Below are 24,712 nucleotides of genomic sequence, written 5' to 3' on the forward strand. Positions count from 1 at the left end.
GCACCATCACCGCAGGCGATACGAGCAAGGGCAGGGATTCTTCCTTGCCCTTTTTCATTGTTCCGCCAGTTTTGACGCTATTTGTTTGATCAGAACAACGACCTCCCGGCACAAGAAAGTCTCAAAATCGTCAAAACGACGAAATCATTTTCAAAATAACGACGAAATTATTATTTTCAGTACATATCTCCATGCGCTTCGATGCGCCAGCACTTGAAATTTATAAAAAAGCGTGCACTGCAACAAATTTTGGCGCTAGAATACCTTCCACTATGTTTGCGCACCGCCCTGTTTCTTGGCTGAACACCATCACCGCTATTGAAGCGGGTATGGCTGCGCGCGCAAGCATTTCCAAAACCACGACGATTACCGGCTGATCCAGCCTGGTTCGTCGTGCGCCTCCCACTGGCCAGACGAGCCAGGCAAATCGGCCCCGTGGCACAACTTTTTTGGCACACAAGGGCGTTATATGAGCAAGCAATTGGTAGGTTTGGTGGGCTGGCGCGGCATGGTCGGCTCCGTGTTGATGGATCGCATGCAGGCCGAGGGCGACTTCGAACTGATCGAGCCCGTGTTCTTCTCCACATCGAATGCAGGCGGCAAGGCCCCTGCAATGGCCACGGTGCACACCCAGCTCAAAGATGCGAATGACATCGCCGAGCTGGCCAAGTGCGACATCATCATCACCTGCCAGGGCGGCGATTACACCAAGGAAGTTTTCCCCAAGATTCGCGCCACGGGCTGGAACGGCCACTGGATTGACGCTGCCTCCTCGCTACGCATGGAAAGTGACGCCGTCATCGTGCTTGACCCCGTCAATGAAGACCTGATCAAGCAAAAGCTCGCCGCTGGCGGCAAGAACTGGATTGGCGGCAATTGCACCAACTCCATCCTGCTGATGGGCCTGGGCGGCCTATTCAAGGCGGGCTTGGTGGAATGGGTCTCTTCCATGACCTACCAGGCTGCATCGGGCGGCGGCGCCAACCATATGCGCGAACTGCTCAAAGGCATGGGTGTGGTGCACGCCGCAGTGGCCGACGAGCTGGCAACGCCTGCGTCTGCCATCCTCGATATCGACCGCAAGGTGGCTGTCACCATCCGCGAAGACGTGCCTACCGAGTTCTTTGGCGCGCCGCTTGCCGGTGGTCTGATCCCCTGGATCGACGCCCAGCTGGACAACGGCCAGTCCAAGGAAGAATGGAAAGGCCAGGCCGAGGTCAACAAGATTCTGGGCACCGCAAGCACCATTCCCGTGGACGGCCTGTGCGTACGCATCGGCGCCATGCGCTGCCACTCGCTGGCGCTGACCTTGAAGCTCAAGAAGGATTTGCCGCTGGCCGAAATCGAATCCCTGATCAAGAGCGGCAACCCCTGGGTCAAGTTCGTGGCCAACGAGCGCGCACTCACGGTCAAGGAACTGACTCCGGCGGCCGTCACCGGCGGCCTGGAAGTGGCCGTTGGCCGCGTGCGCAAGCTCAACATGGGCCCCGAGTACGTGTCCGCCTTCGTGATCGGCGACCAATTGCTGTGGGGCGCTGCCGAGCCGCTGCGCCGCATGCTGCGCATCCTGCTGGGCAAGTGATCGCACGTCCCTGACTTACCGACCCCGATACGCCACACCTTTTTTGGTGCCCTTCAGCGCCAAAAAGGGTGTTTTTGCTTGCACCGGCCAGTTTTCCGCATCCCGCTGGCTGGGGCACAATGCGGGCAAAGTTGTGCCTGAACAACATTATGAGTTATGGAAATTTATGAGAATCCGTTTATCAGTACACAACCGCATTCGTTAACTTGTCACTCCAACACATTACTGGTAAGGTACTTTTTACTGATAATTACCAATTTCGCGTCTGGGGGGAGGGATTCAGCATGAGTACAAAAACAACCCCGTGCGCTTTCGTTAAATCAATCAAGTAGCACTATGCATCGCTGGAAAATCACTGCACTGGCCGCCGCCGTGGCCGCCATCGGCCTGTATTCGGGAGAAGCATCGGCCTTGGCACTGGGCAAGATCAATGTGAAATCGGCCTTGGGCGAGCCCTTGCGCGCCGAGATCGAAGTCCAACAGATCACCCCTGCCGAAGCCGAAACCCTGCAAGTCAAGACTGCCTCTTCATCCGTTTTCCGTGCCCAGGGCATGGACTACACGGGTACTGCCAGCAGCGTAAAGGCCCAACTGCAGCGCCGTGCCAATGGCACTGCCGTCATTGTGCTTTCCACACAGCGGGCCGTGAATGATCCATTCGTCGACTACGTCATTGATGCCAACTGGAACTCAGGTCAGGTCGTGCGCAGCTACACCATGCTGTTCGACCCACCCAATCTGAAAAAGGCCGAGGCAACAGTCACCACCGCACCCCAGATCACCAGCGACACGGCACAGGCACCAGCGCCCCGCCCTGCACCACCTGTGCGTGTGATCGAGGAGCCGCTGACCTCTGCAGACAGCACGCCCGCCCGTGCCAGCACAGGCAGCAGCAAGACCAAGTCCAACTCCCGCGCCAACATTCCAGCCACCGCTTCCAACCAGTCTGGCAGCGGTGATTCTGTGTTGGTGCAGCGTGGCGACACGGCAGGCCGTATTGCCGCCATGAACAAGCCATCCGACGTATCGCTCGACCAGATGCTGATCGCCGTGATGCAGGCCAACCCGCACGCATTCATTGGTGGCAACGTCAATCGCATGAAGTCTGGCGTGACGCTGAACATGCCAAGCGCTGAGCAGGCGCGCTCCGTATCGGCCAGCAAGGCTCGCCAAATGGTGGCAGCCCAAAGCCGCGACTTCAACAACTACCGCCATCAGCTCGCATCCAAAGCGGCCCCTGCCAATGTGGCAAGCGATACACGCTCAGCCAGCGGCAAGGTGGAAGCATCTGTCGACGACAAAAAAACCAGCAACGTCGCGCCTGACCAACTCAAGCTCACCAAGGATGCTGGCATCAAGGGCAAAAAATCAGCCGAGGCCAGCGTAGCGCAGGCCCAGCAGGCAAACGCCTCGCAGGAGCGCAAGTCCGAATTGGACAAAAACCTGGAAGAGCTGAACAAGATCAAGGACGCAGCTGCTACAGGCAAGACCGCAACGGTCGCAGCGGCAACATCTGCGCCCGCCCCGGCACCTGCAGCCGCGTCAACGCCCGCTGCAGCAAACAAGCCAGCAGACAAAGCCCCGGGCATTGCTGTCACAACCCCTGTGACTGCCGCAGCTGTCCCCGCAGCTCCCGCTCCCGCTGCACCTGCACCGGCGACCGCCCCCGCTCCTGTGGCAGAAGCCGCCCCCGCGCCTGCGCCCGCTGAAGCGCCTGCAACGCCAGCGCCCGCTGCACAGACACCCGCGGCAGCCCCGCCAGCAGCCCCAAAACCAGCGCCTGTTCCACCTCCCGCGCCGGTTGCAGAGCCCAGCTTTGTCGATGATCTGATGGAAAACCCCATGCTGCCCGCAGCGGGTGGCTTGGCCGTGATCGCATTGCTGGGCGGCCTGTGGTACCGCAACAAGAAGCGCAAGGAAGCTGTTGCTGGCGTCTCGGACTCCGCCATGGAAAGCAGCTTGTCGCAAGACTCGTTCTTCGGTGCCAGTGGTGGCCAGCACATCGATACCTCGGTCAGCGCAATGACCACGGGCGCATCGTCGCTGGCTTACACACCAAGCCAACTTGACGCAGGCGATGTGGACCCGGTCGCCGAGGCCGATGTCTACCTGGCCTATGGCCGCGACCTGCAAGCAGAGGAAATCCTGAAGGAAGCCCTGCGCACCAACCCAACCCGCAGCGCATTGCATGCCAAGCTGGCGGAAATCTATGCCAAACGCAAAGACCGCTTGGCGCTGGAGAGCATCGCCAAGGAAGCACGCCAACTCACCAATGGCGCCGGCCCCGAGTGGCTCCGTATTGCCGCGCTGGGCCAAGAGCTGGATCCGGGCAATGCCCTGTACCAAAATGCGGTGGCTGCCGTGCCCCCCGTAGAGGCCATGTCTGCTGCTGCAGTTGCAGCCGCTGCCGAAGCCGCACGCGCCCAACCGCTTGCATTTGAGAATACGCAGCCGCCCAGCGCCGTCAATCGCAACCAGAACGGAGCCAACAGCGATTTTGGCCCCATCTCTGGCCTGGACTTCGCCATGAGCAGCCAGCTGACGGAAACTCCTGATGCGCCATCTGCCTATGCCGCATCTTCCGCGGCTCCAGTGGCGGCGGGTCTTGCAGCCGGTGCTGCGGCAGTGGGTGCAGGCCTTGCAGCAGCGCCTCACCAGCCCGCGCCAGCTGCTCCTGCGGCAACGATGGGCGATTTTGATCGCCAGCTTGCAGAAGCCTTGAACATTCCATCGGAGCTGTCGCCTGCGCCTTCGTCGCTGAACGTACAAGGGCTTGAGACCCAGCCCGGTGCGCTTGATTTCAAGATGAGCGACTTTGACATGCCGAGCACCGCGCAGTTGCCGATTACCGACGCCACCACGCGCTCCATGGACTTCGACATGACATCGCTGTCCGTGCTGGACCTGCCACTCAGCGGCGAGCCTGAGCGTACCCACCCTGCTGCATTGCCCGATGATGTGCCGGGCCTGGAAATGGACGATAGCGATCCGCTGACGACCAAACTGACCCTGGCTCAGGAGTTTCTTGCCATCGGTGACAAGGAAGGCGCGCGGTCGCTGGCGCAGGAGGTTCTCTCCGAATCGACCAGCCCAACCGTCAAGGCGCAAGCCCAGCGCCTGATCGACCAGAGCCGCTGATAAAGGACAACCTCAAGAGCCATCTCTTGCCAAAGCCAGTCTGTCACCAGGCTGGCTTTTTTTCATGGCAATCTCACCTTCGTAGCTATACGGGGAACCAGTCACCAAAACACCAAAGAAATTACATGCTATAATACGCAGCTTAGCGGCTGTAGCTCAGCTGGATAGAGTACTTGGCTACGAACCAAGGGGTCGTGGGTTCGATTCCTGCCAGCCGCACCAAACGACAAGCCTCAGAACAGCAATGTTCTGAGGCTTTTTCGTTTTCCGTCTCTCGCGCTGTTCCATGGGCTTTTGATTTTTGGCCCAGAAAAAAAGCCGATGGCATCTGCCATCGGCCTTGGCAGGTGAAACGGCCCCAAGGCCTGCCTCACTCCACTTTTCGCATTATTTCAATGGACGAATCAGAACATACTGGGTCCATTCACCACGACGGAACAATACATTCACAGGCTTGGATTTGTCGGCTTTGGCTACCGCAGCATCAAACTGTTTGACGTCCGCGATCTCCGTGTTTGCAATTCCCAGGATGACATCCCCTTGCTTCAGACCAGCACGGGCAGCTGCCTCGTCTGCAGACACGATCTGAACACCGCCCTTGAGATTGAGGCTCTTGCGCTGCGCGTCCGTCAGATCGCTGACCACCAGCCCCAATTGCTGCGCAGCTGTGGAGGGCTTGGCCTTTTCGGGCTCTTTGCCTGCGCCAGCCTTTGCAGTGGCTTCAGATGGAATTTCCACAATGGTGATGGGCAGATCCAGCGTCTTGCCACGCCGGAAAACCGTGACCGTGCTCTTGGAGCCCGGCTTGGTATTACCCACCCAACGCGGCAGATCTGCCAGTTTTTCCAGCGGCTTGCCATCAAACTTGGTGATCACATCGCCCGCTTCCACCCCGGCCTTTTCCGCAGGAGATCCGCTCTCCACCCCTGTGACCAGAGCGCCCTGCGCCTTGCCCAAACCGATGGATTCAGCCACATCCTTGTTGACAGTCGATATCTGCACACCGATCTTGCCGCGCACGACACGACCGGTCGCCCGCAACTGGTCACTGACTCGCACCGCTTCATCGATCGGGATGGAGAATGAAATCCCCATGAAACCACCCGAGCGGGAATAAATCTGGCTGTTGATACCAACCACCTCGCCACGCATATTCAGCAGGGGTCCTCCTGAGTTGCCAGGGTTGATGGCAACGTCAGTCTGGATGAATGGCAGATAGTCGCCTGTATCACGCTGTTTGGCAGACACGATGCCGGCAGTGACCGAATTTTCCAGGCCAAAGGGCGAGCCGATGGCCATGACCCATTCACCCACCCGCAAGCGATTCACGTCGCCGATTTTGACTGCAGGCAAGCCCGTAGCCTCGATCTTGACCACTGCCACATCAGTGCGCTTGTCTGCACCAATGATCTTGGCCTTGAACTCCCGCTTGTCGGTCAGGGTCACGATCACATCGTCAGCCCCCTCAACCACATGGGCGTTGGTCATCACATAGCCATCTGAGGTGAGGATGAAGCCTGACCCCAGGCCGCTGGGCTGCTCTTCGTCACTGTCGGGCTTTTGCGGACGCTGTTGCCGGGGGATGCTGGGCACAGGCAAACCAAAGCGCTTGAAGAACTCCAGCATCTCCGGATCGATGCCGCCCTGCGCAACCCTGTTGGAGACCTTCTCCATGGTCCTGATATTGACCACCGACGGACCGACCTGATCCACGAGATCGGTAAAGTCAGGCAGCCCGCGCACAACCGTTGGTGCGGGTTGTGCCTGTACCACCTCAGGCAACATGACCGCGCTGCTGATAGACAGAATGGCCGCCAATGCACTGACCTGGAAAGGCTTCCAACGCTTGTTAGACATATCACTCCTCACAAAGAATTACTGTGTGCAACCCTGAGGCTGATCACACCTGAAAATAGCGCAATGCAGCATTGGAGACACAAATCTTTGCGAGGTTCCCCGATGCATCTTTTGACAGATGCGCCGTAAAACACGGGTTTCAAGTGATTAAAGCCACTTCGGCCATAAAAAAACACCTGCCAAGGCAGGTGTTTAGATAAAAGGCATCAAGCCCAAGCCCTGTACGTCAGCAGAGCTTGGAAGACTTGTCCGCGCAGTCCCCAGCTTTCTTTTCAGCATTGAAGGTGGCATTGCGCAGAAAGCTGGCAGGCATCTGCAGGTTGGCAGTACCACCAATCTGGCCACGCGCAGCCAGTAGCTCGTCCAGTCGCGGATCACGCAGCATGATGGTGGCATTCTGGCCGACAGTCACAGGCATCTGCACCAAGCCCTGCGTGGATACCGGCACCGTGGCGCTTGCCAACTGCTGACCGCCCTTGCCCGAACCAGGGGACGATAGCAACGCCATGGAATTCCACCCCACCATGGCTACCGCTGCAACGGAGGCCAGCCCCGCCACCATCTTCCAGCGGAATACGGAGTGATTGGCAGCTTCCTGCATGGCAACCGGTCGCGCAGCCTTGGCCAATTCAGGCACTTTCACTTCGCCTGCCTCGGGTTGATTGGATGCAACCAATGGAGCCTCTTGATCGATCTGGCGCTGAAGATCAGCCCAAAAGGCCTGAGGCTCTGTATGGATGGGCGCCGCCTGCATTGCCAAAGGCCCGCGCATGGCTTCGCCAATGAGCAAATAGGAGTGCACCGAAGCCGTATGCGATGCCGTCATGCCACCGGTCTGCGGCATCTCTGCCAGCAGCTGCGCAAGCCCGTCATCGTCGAGCTCGTCATCGATCCATGCAGACAACTGCTCCAACGTCGCTGCCGACATCTTGTTGGATGCTTGGTTTTCGAGATTCATAGCCATATTCCTCGCGGGCCCATGCCCTTACAACCAGTCCTCAAATGATCGCTACCAACGCTTGCCAGACTGGCGCTCAAGCATTGGTTTTACCTTGGTGGAAATTGCCTCTCGGGCACGGAAAATGCGCGAGCGCACCGTTCCGATAGGACAGTCCATCGTCTCGGCAATGTCTTCATACGACATGCCCTCGATTTCCCGCAGTACGATCGCCTGGCGTAAATCCTCAGGCAGAGCGTCCATGGCCGCATTGACCGCCTGGGCGATTTCCTGGGCCGCAATGACCGTCTCCGGGGTTTCGTCGCTGGTTAGTTCTCTTGTCGGCGCAGAAGTTTCATCGTCATCATCATTTCCTCGCAGAGCGCTCTCCGTCATCACCGGATTGCGGTTCAATTCCACCATGGCCTTTTTGGCCGTATTGACTGCGATACGGTAGAGCCAAGTGTAGAACTGCGCTTCTCCGCGAAATTGCGGCAATGCACGATAGGCGCGCAAGAATGTCTCCTGCGCCAGATCCGGCACCAGATCCACGTCACGGATCATGCGTGCAATCAGCCGTTCGATGCGTCGCTGGTACTTCATTACCAGCAAGCCGTAAGCCCGCTGGTCGCCCGCAATGGTGCGCTGCACCAATTGCAGGTCGGTATCGTTCGCGCCCGGGGCTGGTGCCATTGGCGTTCCCGTCATAAGTTGTTTTCTCTTCGCGCTACAGACATGCAGCTCTTGTTGTGGTTGGTCAGCTGCAGGCGTCACGCCACAGGGGCGCTCTGTTGATCAGCAACAATGGATGAGTATAAAACGCGCCGAATATCCGGCCAACGCTCTGGATTAGTGGCTCGTGCAATCAGCATCCAGCGATATCCGGCCGCCGCTGGCGGCAGCACCATGGCACGCAGCAGCAGCCAGCGTTGGCCATCCACGGCCACCTTCCACTGCGTCAGCTCCTCACCATCTGCAGGCAACGCCGCTCCATGAATGCGCCACTTGGAGCCATTCCAATGCAAAAAGGTTCCAGGCCGCCAGAGGGGCAAATTTGTAACAGCCAGACAAGCCAGCAACCACGCAGCAACCAGCCCCCACTGCTGCCACTGCAACGGCTCCGAGGCCAGACGCCAAGCCATGCCCAGCACGGCAGAGGCGACAAGAGCCGCAAACACCCCGCAGCGAATCCACAGGGGATGAACCAAAGGATATGCCACCGGTGCAGCCAAGGCTGCATGCTGAGATCGACGACGGGCAGATACCTCCATGGAATGGATTGTGCAAGCTTTCAGGCCGCCGGAGCACGGTGCAATGCATTTGTTGAAAATGCACAAAACAAAAGGTCTCCTAAAAGGAGACCTGATGATAGGCTTGAGCGGAGTTTCAAAGCACGCTTCAAACGCGCTTGAACACCAAAGTACCGTTGGTACCGCCAAAACCGAAATTGTTCTTGACTGCGATTTCCAGCTTGGCATCGCGCGCCGTATTGGCGCAATAGTCCAGATCGCACTCAGGATCTTGGTCCACCAGGTTGATGGTAGGAGGAATCTTCTGATCCTTGAGCGCCATCACGGTAAACACGCTTTCCAGACCGCCAGCACCACCTAGCAGGTGGCCCGTCATCGACTTGGTCGAACTCACCACCATCTTCTTGGCATGGTCCCCCATGGCCGCCTTGATGGCATTGGTTTCGTTCAGATCGCCCAGCGGGGTCGAGGTGCCATGCGCGTTCAGATAGTCCACCTGATCAGCATTCACACCCGCATTGCGCAGAGCACCCAGCATGGCCCGGCGTGGGCCGTCCATATTGGGGGCGGTCATGTGACCCGCATCTGCGCTCATGCCGTAGCCCAGCAGTTCCGCATAGATCTTGGCACCACGGGCCTTGGCATGCTCGTATTCTTCAAGCACCACCACGCCTGCGCCTTCGCCCAGCACAAAGCCGTCGCGGCCCTTATCCCAGGGGCGTGAAGCCGCCTTGGGATCGTCGTTGCGAGTGGAGAGTGCACGCATTGCTGCGAAGCCACCCACTCCCAGCGGAGAAACAGTAGATTCGGTACCGCCTGCGATCATGACATCGGCATCGCCGTACTCGATCAATCGACCCGCTTCACCAATGCAGTGCAAGCCGGTCGTACAAGCAGTCACTACCGAAAGGTTGGGCCCCTTGAAGCCAAACCGCATCGATACATGGCCTGCAACCATGTTGATGATGGAGGCAGGTACAAAGAAAGGCGTGATTCGGCGGGCGCCACGGCGTTCGTATTCGCTGTGGGTGTCCTCGATCAGCGGCAGACCGCCGATGCCGGAACCAATCACCACACCGATACGCGCAGCCAACTCCTCGTCCAGCGCCTGGCCAGTGGCCAGACCGGCATCTGTCACTGCTTCTTGTGCAGCGGCAATGCCATAGTGGATGAAGGTGTCCATCGTGCGTGCTTCCTTGGCACTCATATAGGACTCAAGATTGAACCCTTTGACCTCGCCTGCAATCTTGCAGCTGAAGTCGGTGGTGTCAAACTTGGTAATGAGGTCAATGCCGGACTGGCCAGCCAATATGTTGGACCAGGCTTCAGCAACCGTGTTTCCCACGGGGCTGATGCAACCCAGACCAGTCACGACGACGCGACGGCGACTCATGCGTTACAGCTTTCTTGTTGGTCTCTCGGAGTTGCGGCAAGACACTTGCGCCCTGTCGGGCGCCAAGTGCATGCGCAATCAATTAGGCCTTTTGGTGGCTCTTGGCGTAGTCGATGGCGTTTTGCACCGTCGTGATCTTTTCTGCGTCTTCGTCAGGGATTTCGATCTCGAACTCGTCTTCCAAAGCCATCACCAGTTCCACGGTGTCCAGCGAGTCTGCACCCAGATCGGCTACGAAAGCCTTTTCGTTCGTTACTTGAGACTCTTCCACGCCGAGTTGTTCGGCAATGATTTTCTTGACACGTGCTTCGATATCGCTCATGGTTTCCCTCTGGGGGTTGTGAATGAACCCGCGATTCTAGCTGCTTCAGCAATACCTGAGTGCAACTTGCCGTCGCGAGGAAACGGCATTTAACTTCTGCTAAACCTACATGTACATGCCGCCATTGACATGCAACTCCTGCCCGGTCACATAACCAGCACCATCCGATGCCAGATAGACCACAGCGTTGGCAATGTCTTGCGGCTGTCCCAGCTTACCCAAGGCGATCTGCGATTGCAGTGCTTTCTTCTGTTCCTCGGGAAGCTGGGCAGTCATGTCTGTTTCGATAAAGCCAGGCGCCACGCAGTTTACCGTGATGCCACGGCTGCCCAGCTCCTTGGCCAGTGATCGCGTCATGCCGGCAACGCCAGCCTTGGCGGCAGCGTAGTTTGCCTGACCGGCATTGCCGGAAGCGCCCACTACGCTGGTAATGCTGATGATACGGCCAAAACGCTGCTTCATCATCGGGCGGATGGCCGCACGGCTGGCACCAAAGACGGCCTTCAGATTGGTGCCGAGCACGGCATCCCAGTCTTCGTCCTTCATGCGCATGGCCAGGGTATCCCGGGTGATGCCAGCGTTGTTCACCAGAACATGCAGGCCGCCCTGGGTCTTGACCAGTTCGTCAATCAGCGCCTCGACGGCCGTGCCGTTGTTCACATCCAGCGCAACGCCGCGTGAACCTGGAAAAGCCGACAGAGCCTGCGAAATCTTGGCAGCACCGTCGTCAGTGGTTGCCGTGCCTACCACCTGGTAGCCAGCAGCGCCCAAGGCTTGCGCAATAGCGGCGCCAATACCGCGCGATGCACCTGTCACCAGGGCTACTTTGGCTGTTTGGGTTGCTTCAGTCATGCGATTGCTTCTTTGGTTTCCTGCAGGGTAGCAGGGTCATACAGGGCTACACCCACCATATCCGGATCAATGCGCTTAGTCATGCCGGTGAGCACCTTGCCCGGGCCGCACTCTACCAGATGGGTTGCACCCATGGCACGCAGCTTCTGCACGCACTCCACCCAACGCACCGGGCCAAAAGCCTGGCGGTACAGGGCGTCGCGAATGGCATCGGCATCCGTTTGCACAGCCACATCGATGTTGTTGAGCACCGGGATCTGCGGGGCAGCGAGCTGCAGGCCCGCCAACGCAGCCTTCAGCTTTTCCGCCGCCGGCTTCATCAGGCTCGAATGGAAAGGCGCAGACACCGGCAGTGGCAGCGCACGTTTGGCACCCGCCTCCTTCACCGCCACGCTGGCAGCCTCGACAGCGGCCTTCGAGCCGGCGATCACAGTCTGGCCGGGATCGTTGAAGTTCACAGCTTCCACCACCTCCGCGCCGCCCATCTTGGCCGTCACTTCAGCGCAGACCGCCTTGACCTTGTCTGCATCGAGGCCCAGCACAGCAGCCATGGCGCCAGCACCCACAGGCACGGCTTCCTGCATGGCAGCACCGCGCAGGCGCACCAGCGGCGCCGCCTGGGCCAGCGTCAGCACGCCCGCTGCAACCAATGCAGAGTACTCTCCCAACGAATGGCCTGCCACCGCCATGGGCAACGCACCGCCTTCCGCACGCCATACGCGCCAAGCGGCCACACCGGCCACCAGCATCACAGGCTGGGTATTGGCAGTCAGTGCCAGTGCCTCCTTGGGACCCCCCTGAATCAGAGCACCAATGTCTTCACCCAGCGCATCGGATGCCTCCTGCAGCGCCTCTCGCACAGCAGGGTGATCGCCCCAGGCGTCGAGCATGCCAACAGCCTGCGAGCCCTGGCCCGGAAATACAAACGCAAAAGAATTCATGTCTCGATTTTAGTTAAATTTTCGAATGAAATACGGCAATAGCCCAAGTACACCAAGCACCTGAAGCTACATTTTCAGGAGTACCGCCCCCCAGGTGAAGCCACCGCCAACGCCTTCGAGCATCACGTTGTGCCCTGGTCGGACCTGGCCTGCGCGCACGGCATGGTCAAGCGCCAGCGGAATCGATGCCGCTGATGTATTGCCGTGCTGATCGACCGTGACCACCACTTTCTCGGGCGAAAGCTTGAGTTTGCGCGCCGTGCTCATCATGATGCGCAGATTGGCCTGGTGTGGGATCAGCCAATCGATATCGGACTCTTGCATGTCGGCCTTGGCCAATGCAGCACGGGCTGCCTTGTCGAGCACACCCACCGCCAGTTTGAATACGGCCTGGCCGTCCATGCGCAGCATGGGCGAGCCAATCACCTCGCCACCCGAGACATGGCCCGGCACGCACAGGATGTCGACATGGCTGCCATCGGCATGCAGCTCGGTGGCCAGAATGCCGGGTTCGCTCGAAGCTTCCAGCACCACGGCCCCGGCTCCATCGCCAAACAGAACACAGGTAGTGCGGTCATTGAAATCAAGGATACGGCTGAATACTTCGGCCCCCACCACCAGCGCGCGCTTGGCGGTGCCGGTCTTGATCATGGCATCAGCCACCGACAGGGCATAAACGAAACCGCTGCATACCGCCTGCACATCGAACACCGGGCAGCCATTGGTGATGCCCAGCTTGTTCTGCAGGATGGCCGCTGTCGACGGGAACACCATGTCCGGCGTGGAAGTGGCCACAATGATCAGATCAATGTCGGCAGCCATCAACTTCGCAGCTTCGAGCGCCTTTTTCGATGCTTCCACGGCCAGATCGCTGGCCGTCACATCGGGAGCGGCAAAATGGCGCGCCTTGATTCCGGTACGCTCGACAATCCACTCATCCGAGGTTTCCAGACCGCGCGTAGCCATTTCGGCCGCCAGATCATCATTGGTGACGCGGCGCGGTGGCAGGTAGCTGCCAGTGCCGGTGATGCGTGAATAAATGCTCATCGATTTCAGATAGAAGACGTCACAGTTGCAGCAACAGCAGGGCTGTCTGCCGGCATCAGCAAGGGCGCAGCCGTCTGGATCTTGGTCTGCACACGCCCCAGCAAATCGTTACGGGCCGCATCATAAGCGCGATTGAGCGCATGCTCATAGGCCACCACATCGGCCGAGCCATGGCTTTTGAACACCAGGCCGCGCAAACCGAGTAACGCAGCCCCATTGTAGCGGCGGTGATCCATGCGCTTCATCAGGCGTGCAAGCACGGGATAGGCGACAGCTGCCGCCAGCTTGGTGAACAGATTGCGCTTGAATTCCTGCTTGAGCCCCCCTGTGATCATGCTGGCCACGCCCTCGCTCGCCTTGAGCGCGACATTGCCGACAAAACCATCGCAGGTCACGATATCGACCGTACCCTTGAAGATGTCATTGCCTTCCACATTGCCCTGAAAATTGAGGTAACCCGACTGCCCGGCAGCACGCAGCAACTCACCCGCGCGCTTGATGACTTCGCTGCCCTTGATGGCTTCTTCGCCAATGTTTAAAAGGCCTACGCTGGGGTTTTCCTTCTCCTGCAGGGCGCTCACCAGCGCCGAGCCCATGACGGCAAACTGAACCAGGTGCTCTGCCGTGCAATCGACGTTGGCTCCCAGATCCAGCACCGTGGTGGCACCGCCCTTGGCATGGGGAATCTGTGTAGCGATGGCCGGGCGGTCAATACCTTCCAGCGTCTTGAGCAGATAGCGCGCAATCGCCATCAATGCGCCAGTATTGCCCGCAGATACCGCAACCTGTGCAGCACCCTCTTTGACCTGGCTGATAGCCACGCGCATGGAAGAGTCCTTCTTCTTGCGCAACGCCACTTCCACGGGATCGTCCATGGTGACGACTTCGCTTGCCGCTACCAGGGTTGCACGCTCGTGCTGGAATGACTGCAATGCCTCGGGTTGCCCCACCACCAACAGTCGGGCATCAGGATGGGCGTCCAAAAATTTCTTGCATGCAGGCAGGGTGACACGGGGACCCGCATCACCACCCATGCAATCCACGGCCAGTGTGATCATTCGCTCTGCAATTCTTTGATGTTGCGCCAGCGCACGCTATTGGCATATAAGCAAAGAGGCCAAGCCAGTGCGCAGCAATCCTGCAACAGAATAAAAAAGGCCCGCGCTACACATGCGGTAGCCGCGGGCCTTTTTTGTACAGCTATGGCTTAGGCTTCCGACTTGTTCTTCAGCACTTGACGGCCACGGTAGAAACCGTTGGGGCTGATGTGGTGACGCAGATGGGTTTCGCCGGTGGTAGGCTCCACAGCGATACCAGGCACATTCAGTGCATTGTGCGAACGGTGCATACCGCGCTTGGAAGGAGATTTCTTGTTTTGTTGAACAGCCATGATGGCTCCTGAGTCTTGAAAGGGTTGGTGACACGGCCTGCGTAAAACAGACGCATGCCCTAAAAATACGCGATTAGCCCATTAAAGACACGAGGGGGATTCGCGCGAAGCCTCAAATTATAGCAAAGATCGCTGGCAGGCTTCAATCCTTCCCCTCAAGGTTTGGTTTTATCCAGTCGCAGTGATGCCAAAGCGGCAAAAGGATTGGCTTTTTCCGTATTTGCCGCCTCGAAATCCTGGGTGGCAGACTCCAGTTTGAGCTCCACCGGGCACTCCTCGTGCATGGGAACCATGGGAAGCGCCATCAGCAACTCGTCCTCGATCAACTCATGGGCATTGAAGAGCGGCTCCAGCACCAGTACGTCCTCTTCGCTCTCATCATCCAGGGCTGCGGCAGTCGCTTCGTCTTTGACAAAGCGGAAAGACCGCTCCGTCTGCACGGCGATATCGGCCGGGCGCAGGCAACGCTGGCACTGCATCTGCACTACGGTGTCGGCCTGCAGGTGCAACCAGGCCTGCCCGGGGCCGCCCGTAGCCTCGCGCCACTCACCATCCAGGGACCAGTGCACGGACTGATCGGCCGCGGCCTCGCCACGCAGGTCCTCTGCCATCAGGCGGGGAAACTGGCCCATCGGCTGCTCACCGTCGAGTGCGGCCTCGTGCTGCGCAAAAGCCTTGATATCAAGGCGGTTGACTGAAAATTCCTTTGTCATGCGCGCCAGTGTAAGAGAATCTGGGCATGTCTGAATCCCACTCGCCCCGCGCCCTTGTCTTGGGCTCCACCTCCCGTTACCGGCACGAGCTGCTTTCTCGTTTTCGCCTTCCGTTTGAAACCGCTTCGCCCGATGTTGACGAAACCCCGCAGCCCGGCGAGGCACCGGGCGCGCTGGCTCTGCGCTTGGCTCTGGCCAAGGCCCATGCAGTGGCTGCCCAGTTTCCCGAGGCCATCGTCATCGGCTCCGACCAGGTGGCCGACCTGAACGGCCAGCCGCTGGGCAAGCCCCTGGTACACGACAAGGCTGTGGCCCAGTTGCGCGCCATGAGTGGCCAGAGCATGCAATTCCACACCGCAGTCGCCGTGGTCTGCAAGACCACCGGCTTTGCGCAGGCAGACACCGCCGTGGTGCGAACCGTGTTCCGCAGCCTGAGCGATGTTGAAATTGAACGCTACCTGCGCGCCGAAGAGCCGTACGACTGCGCAGGCAGCGCCAAGAGCGAAGGCCTGGGCATCACCTTGCTGGATGCCATCGAGAGCGACGACCCGACGGCACTGATCGGGCTGCCTCTCATCCGCACCGCCCGCCTGTTGCGCGCCGCAGGAGTGATCCTGCCATGAGCGAGAACACCCGCAAGGGACGGCTTTTCCTCGTCCCCACCCCGCTTGACTTCGGCTGCACCACCGATGCACCGCTGACCGATGTACTGCCCGCCCATACCGTGCAGGCCGCTGCCCGCATTACCCACTGGGTTTGCGAAAACGCCAAAAGCTGCCGCGCCTTCCTCAAACGCGTGGACGCCGTGGCGCCACTGGCCGTGCCCCTGCAGCAACAAGCCATACAGGAGCTGCCGCGTGAAGCGCACAAAAAAGGTGATCACCTTCCGCAAACGACCTCTGGCGCCGATGCCAGCATGCTGATCGCCGCTGCCTTGCAAGGCCATGACATTGGCCTGGTCAGCGAGGCAGGCATGCCCGCGATTGCCGACCCCGGCAGCTCAGTCGTACGTGCTGCGCATGATGCGGGCGTTGAAGTGGTGCCGCTGGTAGGCCCTACTTCCCTCTTGTTGGCACTGGCGGCCAGCGGGCTCAATGGCCAGAACTTCGCCTTTGTCGGCTATGTACCCAGCGACGGCGCGCAGCGCGTCGCCCGGCTGCGCGAGCTGGAGCAACTGGCGCTGCGGCAAGGCCAGACACAGATATTTATTGAGACACCTTATCGCAACCCTGCCCTGATGAGCGCCCTGCTGCAGACACTGCAGGCCAACACCCGCCTGTCGATATCCGGTGGACTCACACTGGAGAGCGCCCGCACCCAAAGCCGTCTGGTCAAGCAGTGGAAGGCGCTGAACCCCGAGCTGGACAATCGCACACCGATGGTGTTCGCGATTGGGCGCTGAGGCGATCCTGCCAGGCGCGCACCCGCTTTTCGCTACTCATTAAGTGCTGGCTGACCATAAGGCAGCGCTGCCCCTTCCAAAAGGGTGTGCGCCTCCGCTCGGCCAGATGGCATAAAAAAAACGGTGCTCGTGCACCGCTTTTATGTTTATAGCTATTAAATAGCTAGCATTTAAATCACCTGATCAACGCAGGCTGGGCATCATTGACCGCATGGTACTGACAGCCCCCGCACCCACTGAAGCGCCAAACTTCTTGGCAAAGCGCTCGGCCACGTTCTCGCGGCGGGTGTAGTCCACCACATCTTCGGCGCCCACCACATCGCGCGCCACCTGATCGAGGCTGCCCAGGCCGTCAGCCAGGCCCAGCTTGACCGCTTCCTGCCCGGTCCAGAACAGGCCGCTGAAGGTGTCTTCGGTCTCCTTCAGGCGCTCGCCACGCCCCTGGCGCACCACAGCGATGAACTGCTGGTGGATCTGCCCCAGCATCTGCTGGGCATAGGCTTTCTGTTTGTCATTCATGGGGCTGAATGGATCCAGCATGCCCTTGTTGCTGCCAGCGGTGAGCAGGCGGCGCTCCACGCCCAGCTTTTCCATGGTGCCGGTAAAGCCAAAACCGTCCATCAGCACGCCGATGCTCCCCACGATGCTGGCCTTGTCGACATAGATGCTGTCCGCTGCGGCTGCAATGTAATAGGCAGCAGAAGCACAGGACTCCTCCACCACCGCGTACATGGGTTTTTTATGCAGGGCCTTGAGGCGCACGATCTCGTCATTGATCATGCCGGCCTGCACGGGGCTGCCGCCGGGAGAGTTGATCAGCAGCACCACAGCCTTGGCGCCATCGTCCTCGAATGCGGTGCGCAGTGCAGCAATCACGTATTCGGCACTCGCGTCTGCGCCAGACGCGATTTCGCCTTTCAGCTCCACCACGGCCGTATGCTCGGTCGACGAGGCAGACGAAGCGCTTTCCGAACTGAACAGGTAGATGACCAGCGCAATGAAGGCGATGAGCCAGGCCAGTCGAAAGAAGATCTTCCAGCGACGCGCGGCGCGCTGCTCCTTGAGCGTATCAAAGGCCAGGCGCTCCAGCACGGAGCGCTCCCAGCCGGGCGCCTGCGCTGCCGCTGTGGATACAGCCGCTGCCGCTGGAGCGGCCTGTCCCCACAGATCAGGCGCAGGTTGCGGATTCTGCTCGGGGTTCTTGTCCATCGGATTCATCTTAAAACTCAAGAGGTTGGAGGCGGTAGTCGGTGTGCCAGTACACCACCCCGCCTTGTTCGCTCAACACGATTTTGACCAGGCCACCACGGCAAGGGCCGCCAGCGCAGGCTCCAGTATCCGGCACATAGGCAGCACCATGGGTTGCGCATAACAACCAGTTACCGGTGTCATCAAAAAAACGGTCGGGCTGGTAGTCCATTTCCATCGCCACATGGGTGCAACGGTTCAGATAGGCGTGCACCACATCGCGGTAGCGAACGGCGAATGCGCGACAGGTCTGGCCAGCAAAGATCACATCAAAAGGCACGGCGCGCCCACCATTGCTCAAGTCTTTGCTATTACAAAGTGCTATTGCCCGGGCTTGTACCTCTGCCATTGTTGCTCCTGCTTGCTGCGCGCCAATCACTGTACATGCAAACAGTAATCAGGCCATGCGCTAGGCATTGCCTGCCATCCATTGTTGCAAATCAGCAACAGAATGCGCAATGAACAGCGGGCCAAAGGCCTCAAAGCCATCAGGGTGGTGAGCGCCATAGCTCACGGCCACACTGGCGCAGCCTGCGTTGACTGCCATCTGCAGATCATGGGTGGTATCACCCACCATCAACAAGCGCTCGGGCGCCACATCCAGCTCTGCCATCAACTCCTGCAACATCAGTGGATTCGGCTTGCCGGCAGTTTCATCGGCAGTACGCGAGGCGTCAAACCTACCCTTGAGCAGGGTCGAATCCAGCACTTCATCAAGCCCCCGTCGATTCTTGCCGGTGGCCACTGCGAGCAGATGCCCCCTGGCTGTCAGCAGATCCAGCAAGGGCAGCACGCCTTCAAAAAGGTTTACCTCTTCCTGGCGTTTCAGATAGTGATAACGGTAGCGGTTGGTCAACTCCACCATGCTGTCAGCCGGCACATCGGGCGCAGCATGCCGCAAGGCGCCCTGCAGGCTCATGCCGATGACATACTTGGCCACGTCCAGCGTCGGCACAGTGCCGCCCACGTCGCGCACCGCGTCCTGAATGGACAGTGCAATGGCCGCAGTGGAATCGAACAGGGTTCCATCCCAGTCAAAGGCGATCAGGTCAAAGCGTCGGTTCATAAGGCAATGGGTTAGTCGCTATCTAAAACAATAGCTGGAAGCGCTAGTTGTGCAACGAATTCAAGATATTTCTTATCAAAACCAATACTAGCCTGCGCTAGCCGCTATGGTTTTCACTACTTTTTTCATCTGACAGCTCTGCTGTCCCTACGAAGTCCGCCAGTTCGTCCGGCAACTCTGCGCCCAGTTGCACCCGCTCGCCGCTCTGCGGATGGGTGAATTGCAGGCGCCAGGCATGCAGGAACATACGCTTCAAGCCGTGTTTGACCAGACGCTTGTTCAGGTCGAAGTCGCCATACTTCTCGTCCCCGACGATCGGGTGGCCGCTGCTGGCCAGATGCACGCGAATCTGGTGAGTACGGCCGGTCTTGATCGTCACTTCGAGCAAGGTCATGGCCGGCAAACCAAGGCCATGGCGTGCAGGCAGCGCTTTTTGCACCTTGACGAGCGAGACGGAGCGCATGCCCTCCGCATCGTCTGCGGTAGTGGCACGCACGCGGCGCTCCCCGTCGGGCAACAGGTACTTGCGCAGCGGCGTATCAATTACCTTTTTATTGGCTGGCCACTCCCCGATCACCAGTGCCAGATAGGTCTTGCCTGTTTCCCGTTCGCGGAACTGGTCTTGCAGGTGGGTCAGCGCCGAGCGTTTCTTGGCCACCAACAGAATGCCCGAGGTTTCGCGGTCGAGCCGGTGTACCAGTTCCAGAAAGCGCGCACCAGGCCTTGCGCGGCGCAATTGTTCGATCACGCCAAAGCTCACGCCCGAGCCGCCATGCACAGCCACGCCTGCAGGCTTGTTGATGGCCAGCATCGCGTCGTCATCCAGCAGCAGCGGGAACTCCCGGCCAGGAATGGCGCGCTCGGCCTCTTCTGGCTTGGCAGACACGCGCACCGGCGGAATACGCACCACATCGCCGCCCTGCACCCTGGCGTCGGCCGCAGTTCGCCCCTTGTTGATCCGCACCTCGCCATTGCGGATGATGCGGTAGATATGGGTCTTGGGCACGCCTTTGAGATGGCGCATCAGAAAATTGTCCAGGCGCTGGCCGGCATCGTCGGGATGGACTTCTACCAGCCTTACAGCCACTGGGGGTGCTTCTGGACTGCGGGGCTCGCCCGGTTTGCCCCCTATAATGTGTTTCACCTGCGCAATAAAGTTATTGGTTGACCGGTGAGCAGTTTAATTCACCCGCCAGTACCCGCGCAGGCCGGTCGATGTCTGACCGACGACCTTGCTCCAGTGCCTGCATACCAAGAAATTGCGCAGGCCATGCAAGCAAATCGGGTGGACAGACACATTGGAACAACGAAATTACAGATTCCCAGCGGCAGTTGCTGCAGTGGTCAGGACTCCTGGCCTTGTCCCAACTGATCGCTCATACACTGACATGCTGATTTTGTGGGCTTGGATGGCAACTCTCTGGCGCAGCGCTCGCTGCATGCCAGTGTGCCGTGCCGCGCCCGCCGTGCGCATGTTTTCGGGGCAAATCTCACAACCGGCGGCAGCTGTCCGCTGGCTGGCCGGTTATTTATATGCCCTCTCTCGCGTGCCCAAGCCTCCTGTGCTGACATAAGTATTACCAGCAAGCATGGCACGCTCTGTATCTTCATTCGTTTCTCTGCGTCTGTCCCGGCATCTGTGGCTCCAGTAAGAGCCTGTTTATTGTTAGGGATTAGAGGCTGGCACCTGTCTGACAAAGGTGGCCGGCCCCGCATTACGAAGGACGCGCATCATGAAACGGATGCTGATCAATGCCACGCAAGCTGAAGAGCGACGCCTCGCCATCGTGGATGGCCAAAAGCTGCTGGATTACGAGATCGAAATCGAAGGCCGCGAACAACGCAAAGGCAATATCTACAAAGCCGTTGTTACCCGGGTAGAACCCTCTCTGGAAGCCTGCTTTGTCGACTACGGCGAAGACCGCCACGGCTTCCTGCCATTCAAAGAAATTTCCAAGCAGTATTTCGCCGAAGGCGTATCGCCCAGCCAGGCCCGCATCAATGATGTGATCAAGGAAGGCCAGGAGCTGATCGTTCAGGTCGAAAAGGAAGAGCGCGGCAACAAGGGTGCGGCGCTGACCACCTTCATCTCGCTGGCTGGCCGCTATGTGGTGCTGATGCCCAACAATCCCCGCGGTGGTGGCGTGTCGCGCCGTATCGAGGGTGACGAGCGTGCCGAGCTGAAAGAGGCGATGGACCAGCTCGAATACCCCAAGGGCATGTCCATCATCGCCCGCACTGCAGGCATTGGCCGTACGGCGCCCGAGCTGCAATGGGACCTGAACTACCTGCTCAAGCTCTGGAGCGCCATCGACGGCGCCGCCAAGGCTGGCAAGGGCGCCTTCCTGATCTACCAGGAATCGAGCCTGGTGATCCGCGCCATCCGCGACTATTTCAACAATGACATCGGCGACATCCTGATCGACACCGATGACATCTATGAGCAGGCCCAGCAGTTCATGGCGCATGTGATGCCGGAACACGCCGCCCGCGTAAAGCGCTACCGCGACGATGCGCCGCTTTTCAGCCGCTTCCAGATCGAACACCAGATCGAGTCGGCCTACTCGCGCACCGTGACCCTGCCTTCTGGCGGCGCCATCGTGATCGACCACACCGAAGCGCTGGTTTCCATCGATGTGAACTCGGCCCGTGCCATCAAGGGCGGCGACATTGAAGAGACCGCCACCCGCACCAACCTCGAAGCAGCTGACGAAGTGGCCCGCCAGATGCGCCTGCGCGACCTGGGCGGCCTGATCGTGATCGACTTCATCGACATGGAAGAGTCGAAGAACCGCCGAGACGTCGAAAACCGCCTGCGCGATGCACTGCGCCAGGATCGCGCCCGCGTGCAGTTCGGCACCATCAGCAAGTTCGGCCTGATGGAGATGAGCCGCCAGCGCCTCAAGCCCGCATTGAGCGAAGGCGCCCACATCAACTGCCCGCGCTGCGGCGGCTCCGGCCACATCCGCGATGCGGAAAGCTCTGCGCTGCAGATCCTGCGCATCATCCAGGAAGAGTCGATGAAGGACAACACGGCAGCCGTCAACTGTCAGGTGCCCGTCGAAGTCGCATCGTTCCTGCTCAACGAAAAACGTACCGAAATCCAGAAGATCGAGCTCAAGCAGCGCGTGTCCGTCACCATGGTGCCCAACAAGGCCCTGGAGACGCCGCACTACAAGCTCGAGCGCATGAAGCACGACGATCCGCGCCTCGACTCGATGGAAGCCAGCTACAAGCTGGCTGATGCAGAGGAAGAGCAGGTCGGCTTTACCCGCCGCTCGCAAGAGCCCACCAACAAACAGACCCCGGTCATCAAGGGCGTGCTGCCCGATGCGCCAGCCCCCATTGCCGAGCCCCGCCCGGCACCTGCGGCACGCACCAATACCAGCAAGCCGGCCGCCGCCGTACCCGCGGCTCCTGCCCCCGCACCCGAAACCGGGTTGTGGGCAGCCATCAAGCGCTTCTTCGGGTTTGCAACGCCAGCAACTGTGGCCGCGCCCGCCCCGGCTGCTCCTGAGCCAGCCAAGGATGCACGCAGGGAAAACCGTGAAGGCCGTGGTGGCAACCGCCGCAATGGCGAACGTGGCGAGCGCAGCGGATCGGGCAACAAGGACGGCAATCGCCGCAACAGCGAACGCGCCGAGGGCGAACGCAATGGCCGCAACCGCAATGAACGCGGCGAGGGCCGTGGTGAAGCTCGCAGTGGCGATCAGGAAGGCCGCGACAACCGCCGTCGCAATGAACGTGGTGACCGTCCAGAACGCAGCGAGCGCAATGACCGTCCCCGCCGCGACGATGCTGCCATCAACGCACAAAATGGCGACAACGCAGCCACTGAGGCCACCAGCGAACGCCAGGAACGTACGCCTCGTCCAGAGCGCGCCCCGCGCGAGAACCGCCGGGATCGCGGCGAGCGTGGTGAACGCAACGAGCGTCGCAACCAGGGTGAAGAATCCGTACGCGACAACGCCGCTGCAGCGCCTGCACCGGTCGACGCTGAAGCCGTGATCGCCGCCCTGCCCTCGCTGGATCTGGACGGCAACGCCAATACTGCAGCGCCTGCCGACGGTGAAGCCTCGCCAGAGCGCCGCGAGCGCCGCTCCCGTGATCGCTACGGCCGCGACCGTCGCAACCGCGGTGACCGTGAACGCCTGCCACGCGATGAGCAAGCTGTAGACGCGCAGACCGACGCAGCCCCGGCAGAAGCCATGGCCGACGCCGAAAGCGCCCCAGCGCCCCGCCGCAGCTACTTTGAGGCAGCAGCAACCCCTGTCGTTGACCTGGCCGTGCCCGCTGCCGAACCTGTGGCCACCGCGCAGTCCGAAGTCATCGAAGAAAAACCGGCTTCAGTGCCCACAGCACAAGCGCCAGCAGCTGCAGAACAAGTAGCACCTGCTGCCAGCGCCAAGACTGCGCCTGCACCGGCCGCCGAGCCAGCAGCCCCACAGGGCCTGCCCAAGATCGCCAGCTACACGCTGCCGCTGGAGCAGTTGAACACCATCGCGGCCCAAGCTGGCCTGCAATGGGTCAACTCGGATGCCGACAAGGTAGCCGCTGTGCAGGCCGCAATTGCAGCGGAGCCCAAGCCTGTGCATGTGCCCCGCGAACGCCGCCCGGTCGTCATGCTCGACGAAGGCCCGCTGGTGCTGGTTGAAACGCGCAAGGACCTGGCTGCCATGGTGCTGCCCTTTGAACGCGAATCGCAAACTGCTTAAGCCGTTGCGCTAGAGCCCACAGGCCGGACTTCCTCCGGCCTGTTTCATTCCTGGAGCCCGTACGACATGCTGTTTCTGCTCTCTCCCGCCAAATCGCTGGATTACGAGACCCCCTTGCCTGCCGGTATGCCGCACACGCAGCCTCAGTTCATCAAGCAGTCACAGGCGTTGATTGAAGTACTGCGCGAAAAATCGCCCCAGCAGATCGCCAGCCTGATGGACATTAGCGACAAGCTGGCAGCCTTGAACGTGGCGCGCTACGAGGCCTGGTCGCCCAAGTTCACGGCCAAGAACTCGCGCCAGGCCATCATGGCCTTCAATGGCGATGTCTACGACGGCCTGCAGGCCCACAGCCTCACCGCCAAGCAGCTCGATTGGGCGCAGTCGCATGTCTGCATGCTCAGCGGCCTGTATGGCGTGCTGCGCCCGCTGGACTGGATGCAGCCTTACCGGCTGGAAATGGGCACGCGCCTGGCCACCGCCAAAGGCAGCAATCTCTACCATTTCTGGGGCACGCAGATTGCCGATTACCTGAACGAGCAGCAGCAAGGCGAAGACGCGCCCGTCGTCGTCAACCTGGCCTCGCAGGAGTATTTCAAATCCGTGGACCAGAAGGCGCTACGTGCGCGGGTGGTGACCTGCAGCTTTGAAGACTACAAAAATGGCCAGTACAAGGTCATCAGCTTTTTTGCCAAGAAAGCCCGCGGGCTGATGGCGCGCTACGCGATCGAGCACCAGGCCAAGACGCCTGCGGCGCTGAAGAAGTTCAACATCGACGGCTATGCCTATGCCAGCGATGTTTCGACTGCTGACCATTTCCTCTTCCGACGCAAAGTGGGTTGATGCCGCTTTGGTGCAC

General features: G+C 59.8%; 24 protein-coding genes and 1 tRNA gene. 9 read left to right on the forward strand and 16 right to left on the reverse strand.

The features are described from left to right. Nucleotides 1-191: 191 nt before the first annotated feature. The 4 genes from HNP33_RS09165 (at nt 192) to HNP33_RS09180 (ending at nt 4,942) form a co-directional block, all read left to right on the forward strand. Nucleotides 192-377 carry a hypothetical protein gene (locus HNP33_RS09165; protein ID WP_184707573.1) on the forward strand — a complete coding sequence of 62 codons (186 nt, stop codon included), beginning with the start codon at nt 192-194 and terminating at the stop codon, nt 375-377. Between the two features lie 92 nt (nt 378-469). Then, nucleotides 470-1,582 carry an aspartate-semialdehyde dehydrogenase gene (asd, locus tag HNP33_RS09170; RefSeq protein WP_184707575.1) on the forward strand — a complete coding sequence of 371 codons (1,113 nt, stop codon included), beginning with the start codon at nt 470-472 and terminating at the stop codon, nt 1,580-1,582. Between the two features lie 336 nt (nt 1,583-1,918). Continuing rightward, entirely contained in the window at nt 1,919-4,720 is a 2,802-nt protein-coding gene (locus HNP33_RS09175; RefSeq protein ID WP_184707577.1) for a FimV/HubP family polar landmark protein, read from the forward strand. A gap of 145 nt (nt 4,721-4,865) precedes the next feature. Further along, nucleotides 4,866-4,942, forward strand: a tRNA-Arg gene (locus tag HNP33_RS09180). Nucleotides 4,943-5,107: 165 nt separating this feature from the next. Here HNP33_RS09180 and HNP33_RS09185 read toward each other — a convergent pair. The 12 genes from HNP33_RS09185 to HNP33_RS09240 all read right to left on the reverse strand — a co-directional run bounded on the left by HNP33_RS09185 (nt 5,108) and on the right by HNP33_RS09240 (nt 15,422). Beyond that, a complete protein-coding gene (locus HNP33_RS09185; RefSeq protein ID WP_325064921.1) occupies nt 5,108-6,505 on the reverse strand; it encodes a DegQ family serine endoprotease in 1,398 nt (465 codons plus the stop codon). Nucleotides 6,506-6,803: 298 nt separating this feature from the next. Then, nucleotides 6,804-7,535 (reverse strand): sigma-E factor negative regulatory protein, encoded by a 732-nt coding sequence (locus tag HNP33_RS09190; RefSeq protein WP_184707581.1) that lies wholly within the window; start codon nt 7,533-7,535, stop codon nt 6,804-6,806. Nucleotides 7,536-7,586: 51 nt separating this feature from the next. Next, nucleotides 7,587-8,207 carry an RNA polymerase sigma factor RpoE gene (gene rpoE / locus HNP33_RS09195; protein ID WP_418903832.1) on the reverse strand — a complete coding sequence of 207 codons (621 nt, stop codon included), beginning with the start codon at nt 8,205-8,207 and terminating at the stop codon, nt 7,587-7,589. Between the two features lie 77 nt (nt 8,208-8,284). After that, the gene (locus HNP33_RS09200; protein WP_184707583.1) at nt 8,285-8,953 is read right to left on the reverse strand and encodes a hypothetical protein; all 669 of its coding nucleotides are present in this window, start codon (nt 8,951-8,953) and stop codon (nt 8,285-8,287) included. Continuing rightward, entirely contained in the window at nt 8,913-10,157 is a 1,245-nt protein-coding gene (gene fabF / locus HNP33_RS09205; protein WP_184707585.1) for a beta-ketoacyl-ACP synthase II, read from the reverse strand. Before fabF ends, HNP33_RS09200 begins: the two co-directional genes overlap by 41 nt. An 82-nt stretch (nt 10,158-10,239) precedes the next feature. Beyond that, nucleotides 10,240-10,479: an acyl carrier protein gene (gene acpP, locus HNP33_RS09210; RefSeq protein ID WP_184707587.1), complete on the reverse strand. Its 240-nt coding sequence runs from the start codon at nt 10,477-10,479 to the stop codon at nt 10,240-10,242. A gap of 105 nt (nt 10,480-10,584) precedes the next feature. Continuing rightward, nucleotides 10,585-11,331, reverse strand: coding sequence for a 3-oxoacyl-ACP reductase FabG (fabG, locus tag HNP33_RS09215; protein ID WP_184707589.1), 747 nt, complete (start codon nt 11,329-11,331; stop codon nt 10,585-10,587). Beyond that, on the reverse strand, nt 11,328-12,272 hold the full coding sequence (gene fabD, locus HNP33_RS09220; protein WP_184707591.1) for an ACP S-malonyltransferase: 945 nt from the start codon (nt 12,270-12,272) through the stop codon (nt 11,328-11,330). Before fabD ends, fabG begins: the two co-directional genes overlap by 4 nt. 66 nt (nt 12,273-12,338) lie before the next feature. Further along, a complete protein-coding gene (locus tag HNP33_RS09225; protein ID WP_184707593.1) occupies nt 12,339-13,319 on the reverse strand; it encodes a beta-ketoacyl-ACP synthase III in 981 nt (326 codons plus the stop codon). A 5-nt stretch (nt 13,320-13,324) separates the two neighbouring features. Further along, on the reverse strand, nt 13,325-14,377 hold the full coding sequence (gene plsX, locus HNP33_RS09230) for a phosphate acyltransferase PlsX (RefSeq protein ID WP_184707595.1): 1,053 nt from the start codon (nt 14,375-14,377) through the stop codon (nt 13,325-13,327). Nucleotides 14,378-14,526: 149 nt separating this feature from the next. After that, the gene (gene rpmF / locus HNP33_RS09235) at nt 14,527-14,709 is read right to left on the reverse strand and encodes a 50S ribosomal protein L32 (RefSeq protein ID WP_005794249.1); all 183 of its coding nucleotides are present in this window, start codon (nt 14,707-14,709) and stop codon (nt 14,527-14,529) included. Nucleotides 14,710-14,864: 155 nt separating this feature from the next. Further along, nucleotides 14,865-15,422, reverse strand: coding sequence for a YceD family protein (locus HNP33_RS09240; protein ID WP_184707597.1), 558 nt, complete (start codon nt 15,420-15,422; stop codon nt 14,865-14,867). Between the two features lie 26 nt (nt 15,423-15,448). Between HNP33_RS09240 and HNP33_RS09245 the strand changes: the two genes are divergently transcribed. Continuing rightward, a complete protein-coding gene (locus HNP33_RS09245; protein WP_184707599.1) occupies nt 15,449-16,045 on the forward strand; it encodes a Maf family nucleotide pyrophosphatase in 597 nt (198 codons plus the stop codon). Beyond that, a complete protein-coding gene (locus HNP33_RS09250) occupies nt 16,042-16,824 on the forward strand; it encodes an SAM-dependent methyltransferase (protein WP_184707600.1) in 783 nt (260 codons plus the stop codon). Before HNP33_RS09245 ends, HNP33_RS09250 begins: the two co-directional genes overlap by 4 nt. A 183-nt stretch (nt 16,825-17,007) precedes the next feature. Here the strand turns inward: HNP33_RS09250 and HNP33_RS09255 are convergent, their stop codons facing one another. The 4 genes from HNP33_RS09255 to HNP33_RS09270 all read right to left on the reverse strand — a co-directional run bounded on the left by HNP33_RS09255 (nt 17,008) and on the right by HNP33_RS09270 (nt 20,162). After that, the gene (locus tag HNP33_RS09255; protein WP_184707602.1) at nt 17,008-18,042 is read right to left on the reverse strand and encodes a S49 family peptidase; all 1,035 of its coding nucleotides are present in this window, start codon (nt 18,040-18,042) and stop codon (nt 17,008-17,010) included. A 1-nt stretch (nt 18,043) separates the two neighbouring features. Then, on the reverse strand, nt 18,044-18,421 hold the full coding sequence (locus HNP33_RS09260; RefSeq protein WP_184707724.1) for a Rieske (2Fe-2S) protein: 378 nt from the start codon (nt 18,419-18,421) through the stop codon (nt 18,044-18,046). Between the two features lie 60 nt (nt 18,422-18,481). Continuing rightward, nucleotides 18,482-19,138, reverse strand: a complete 657-nt coding sequence (locus tag HNP33_RS09265; protein WP_184707605.1) for an HAD family hydrolase — start codon at nt 19,136-19,138, stop codon at nt 18,482-18,484. Between the two features lie 97 nt (nt 19,139-19,235). Continuing rightward, nucleotides 19,236-20,162, reverse strand: a complete 927-nt coding sequence (locus HNP33_RS09270) for an RluA family pseudouridine synthase (protein WP_233464454.1) — start codon at nt 20,160-20,162, stop codon at nt 19,236-19,238. Here HNP33_RS09270 and HNP33_RS20855 point away from each other — a divergent pair. The 3 genes from HNP33_RS20855 to yaaA all read left to right on the forward strand — a co-directional run bounded on the left by HNP33_RS20855 (nt 20,154) and on the right by yaaA (nt 24,696). Next, nucleotides 20,154-20,306 carry a hypothetical protein gene (locus HNP33_RS20855; protein WP_221452039.1) on the forward strand — a complete coding sequence of 51 codons (153 nt, stop codon included), beginning with the start codon at nt 20,154-20,156 and terminating at the stop codon, nt 20,304-20,306. The genes HNP33_RS09270 and HNP33_RS20855 overlap by 9 nt on opposite strands. 565 nt (nt 20,307-20,871) lie before the next feature. Further along, entirely contained in the window at nt 20,872-23,853 is a 2,982-nt protein-coding gene (locus HNP33_RS09275; RefSeq protein WP_184707609.1) for an Rne/Rng family ribonuclease, read from the forward strand. Between the two features lie 66 nt (nt 23,854-23,919). Then, nucleotides 23,920-24,696 (forward strand): peroxide stress protein YaaA, encoded by a 777-nt coding sequence (gene yaaA / locus HNP33_RS09280; RefSeq protein ID WP_184707611.1) that lies wholly within the window; start codon nt 23,920-23,922, stop codon nt 24,694-24,696. Nucleotides 24,697-24,712: the final 16 nt, after the last annotated feature.

Origin of the sequence: Comamonas odontotermitis (assembly GCF_014207855.1) — a bacterium.
Taxonomy (GTDB): Bacteria; Pseudomonadota; Gammaproteobacteria; order Burkholderiales; family Burkholderiaceae_C; genus Comamonas; species Comamonas odontotermitis_A.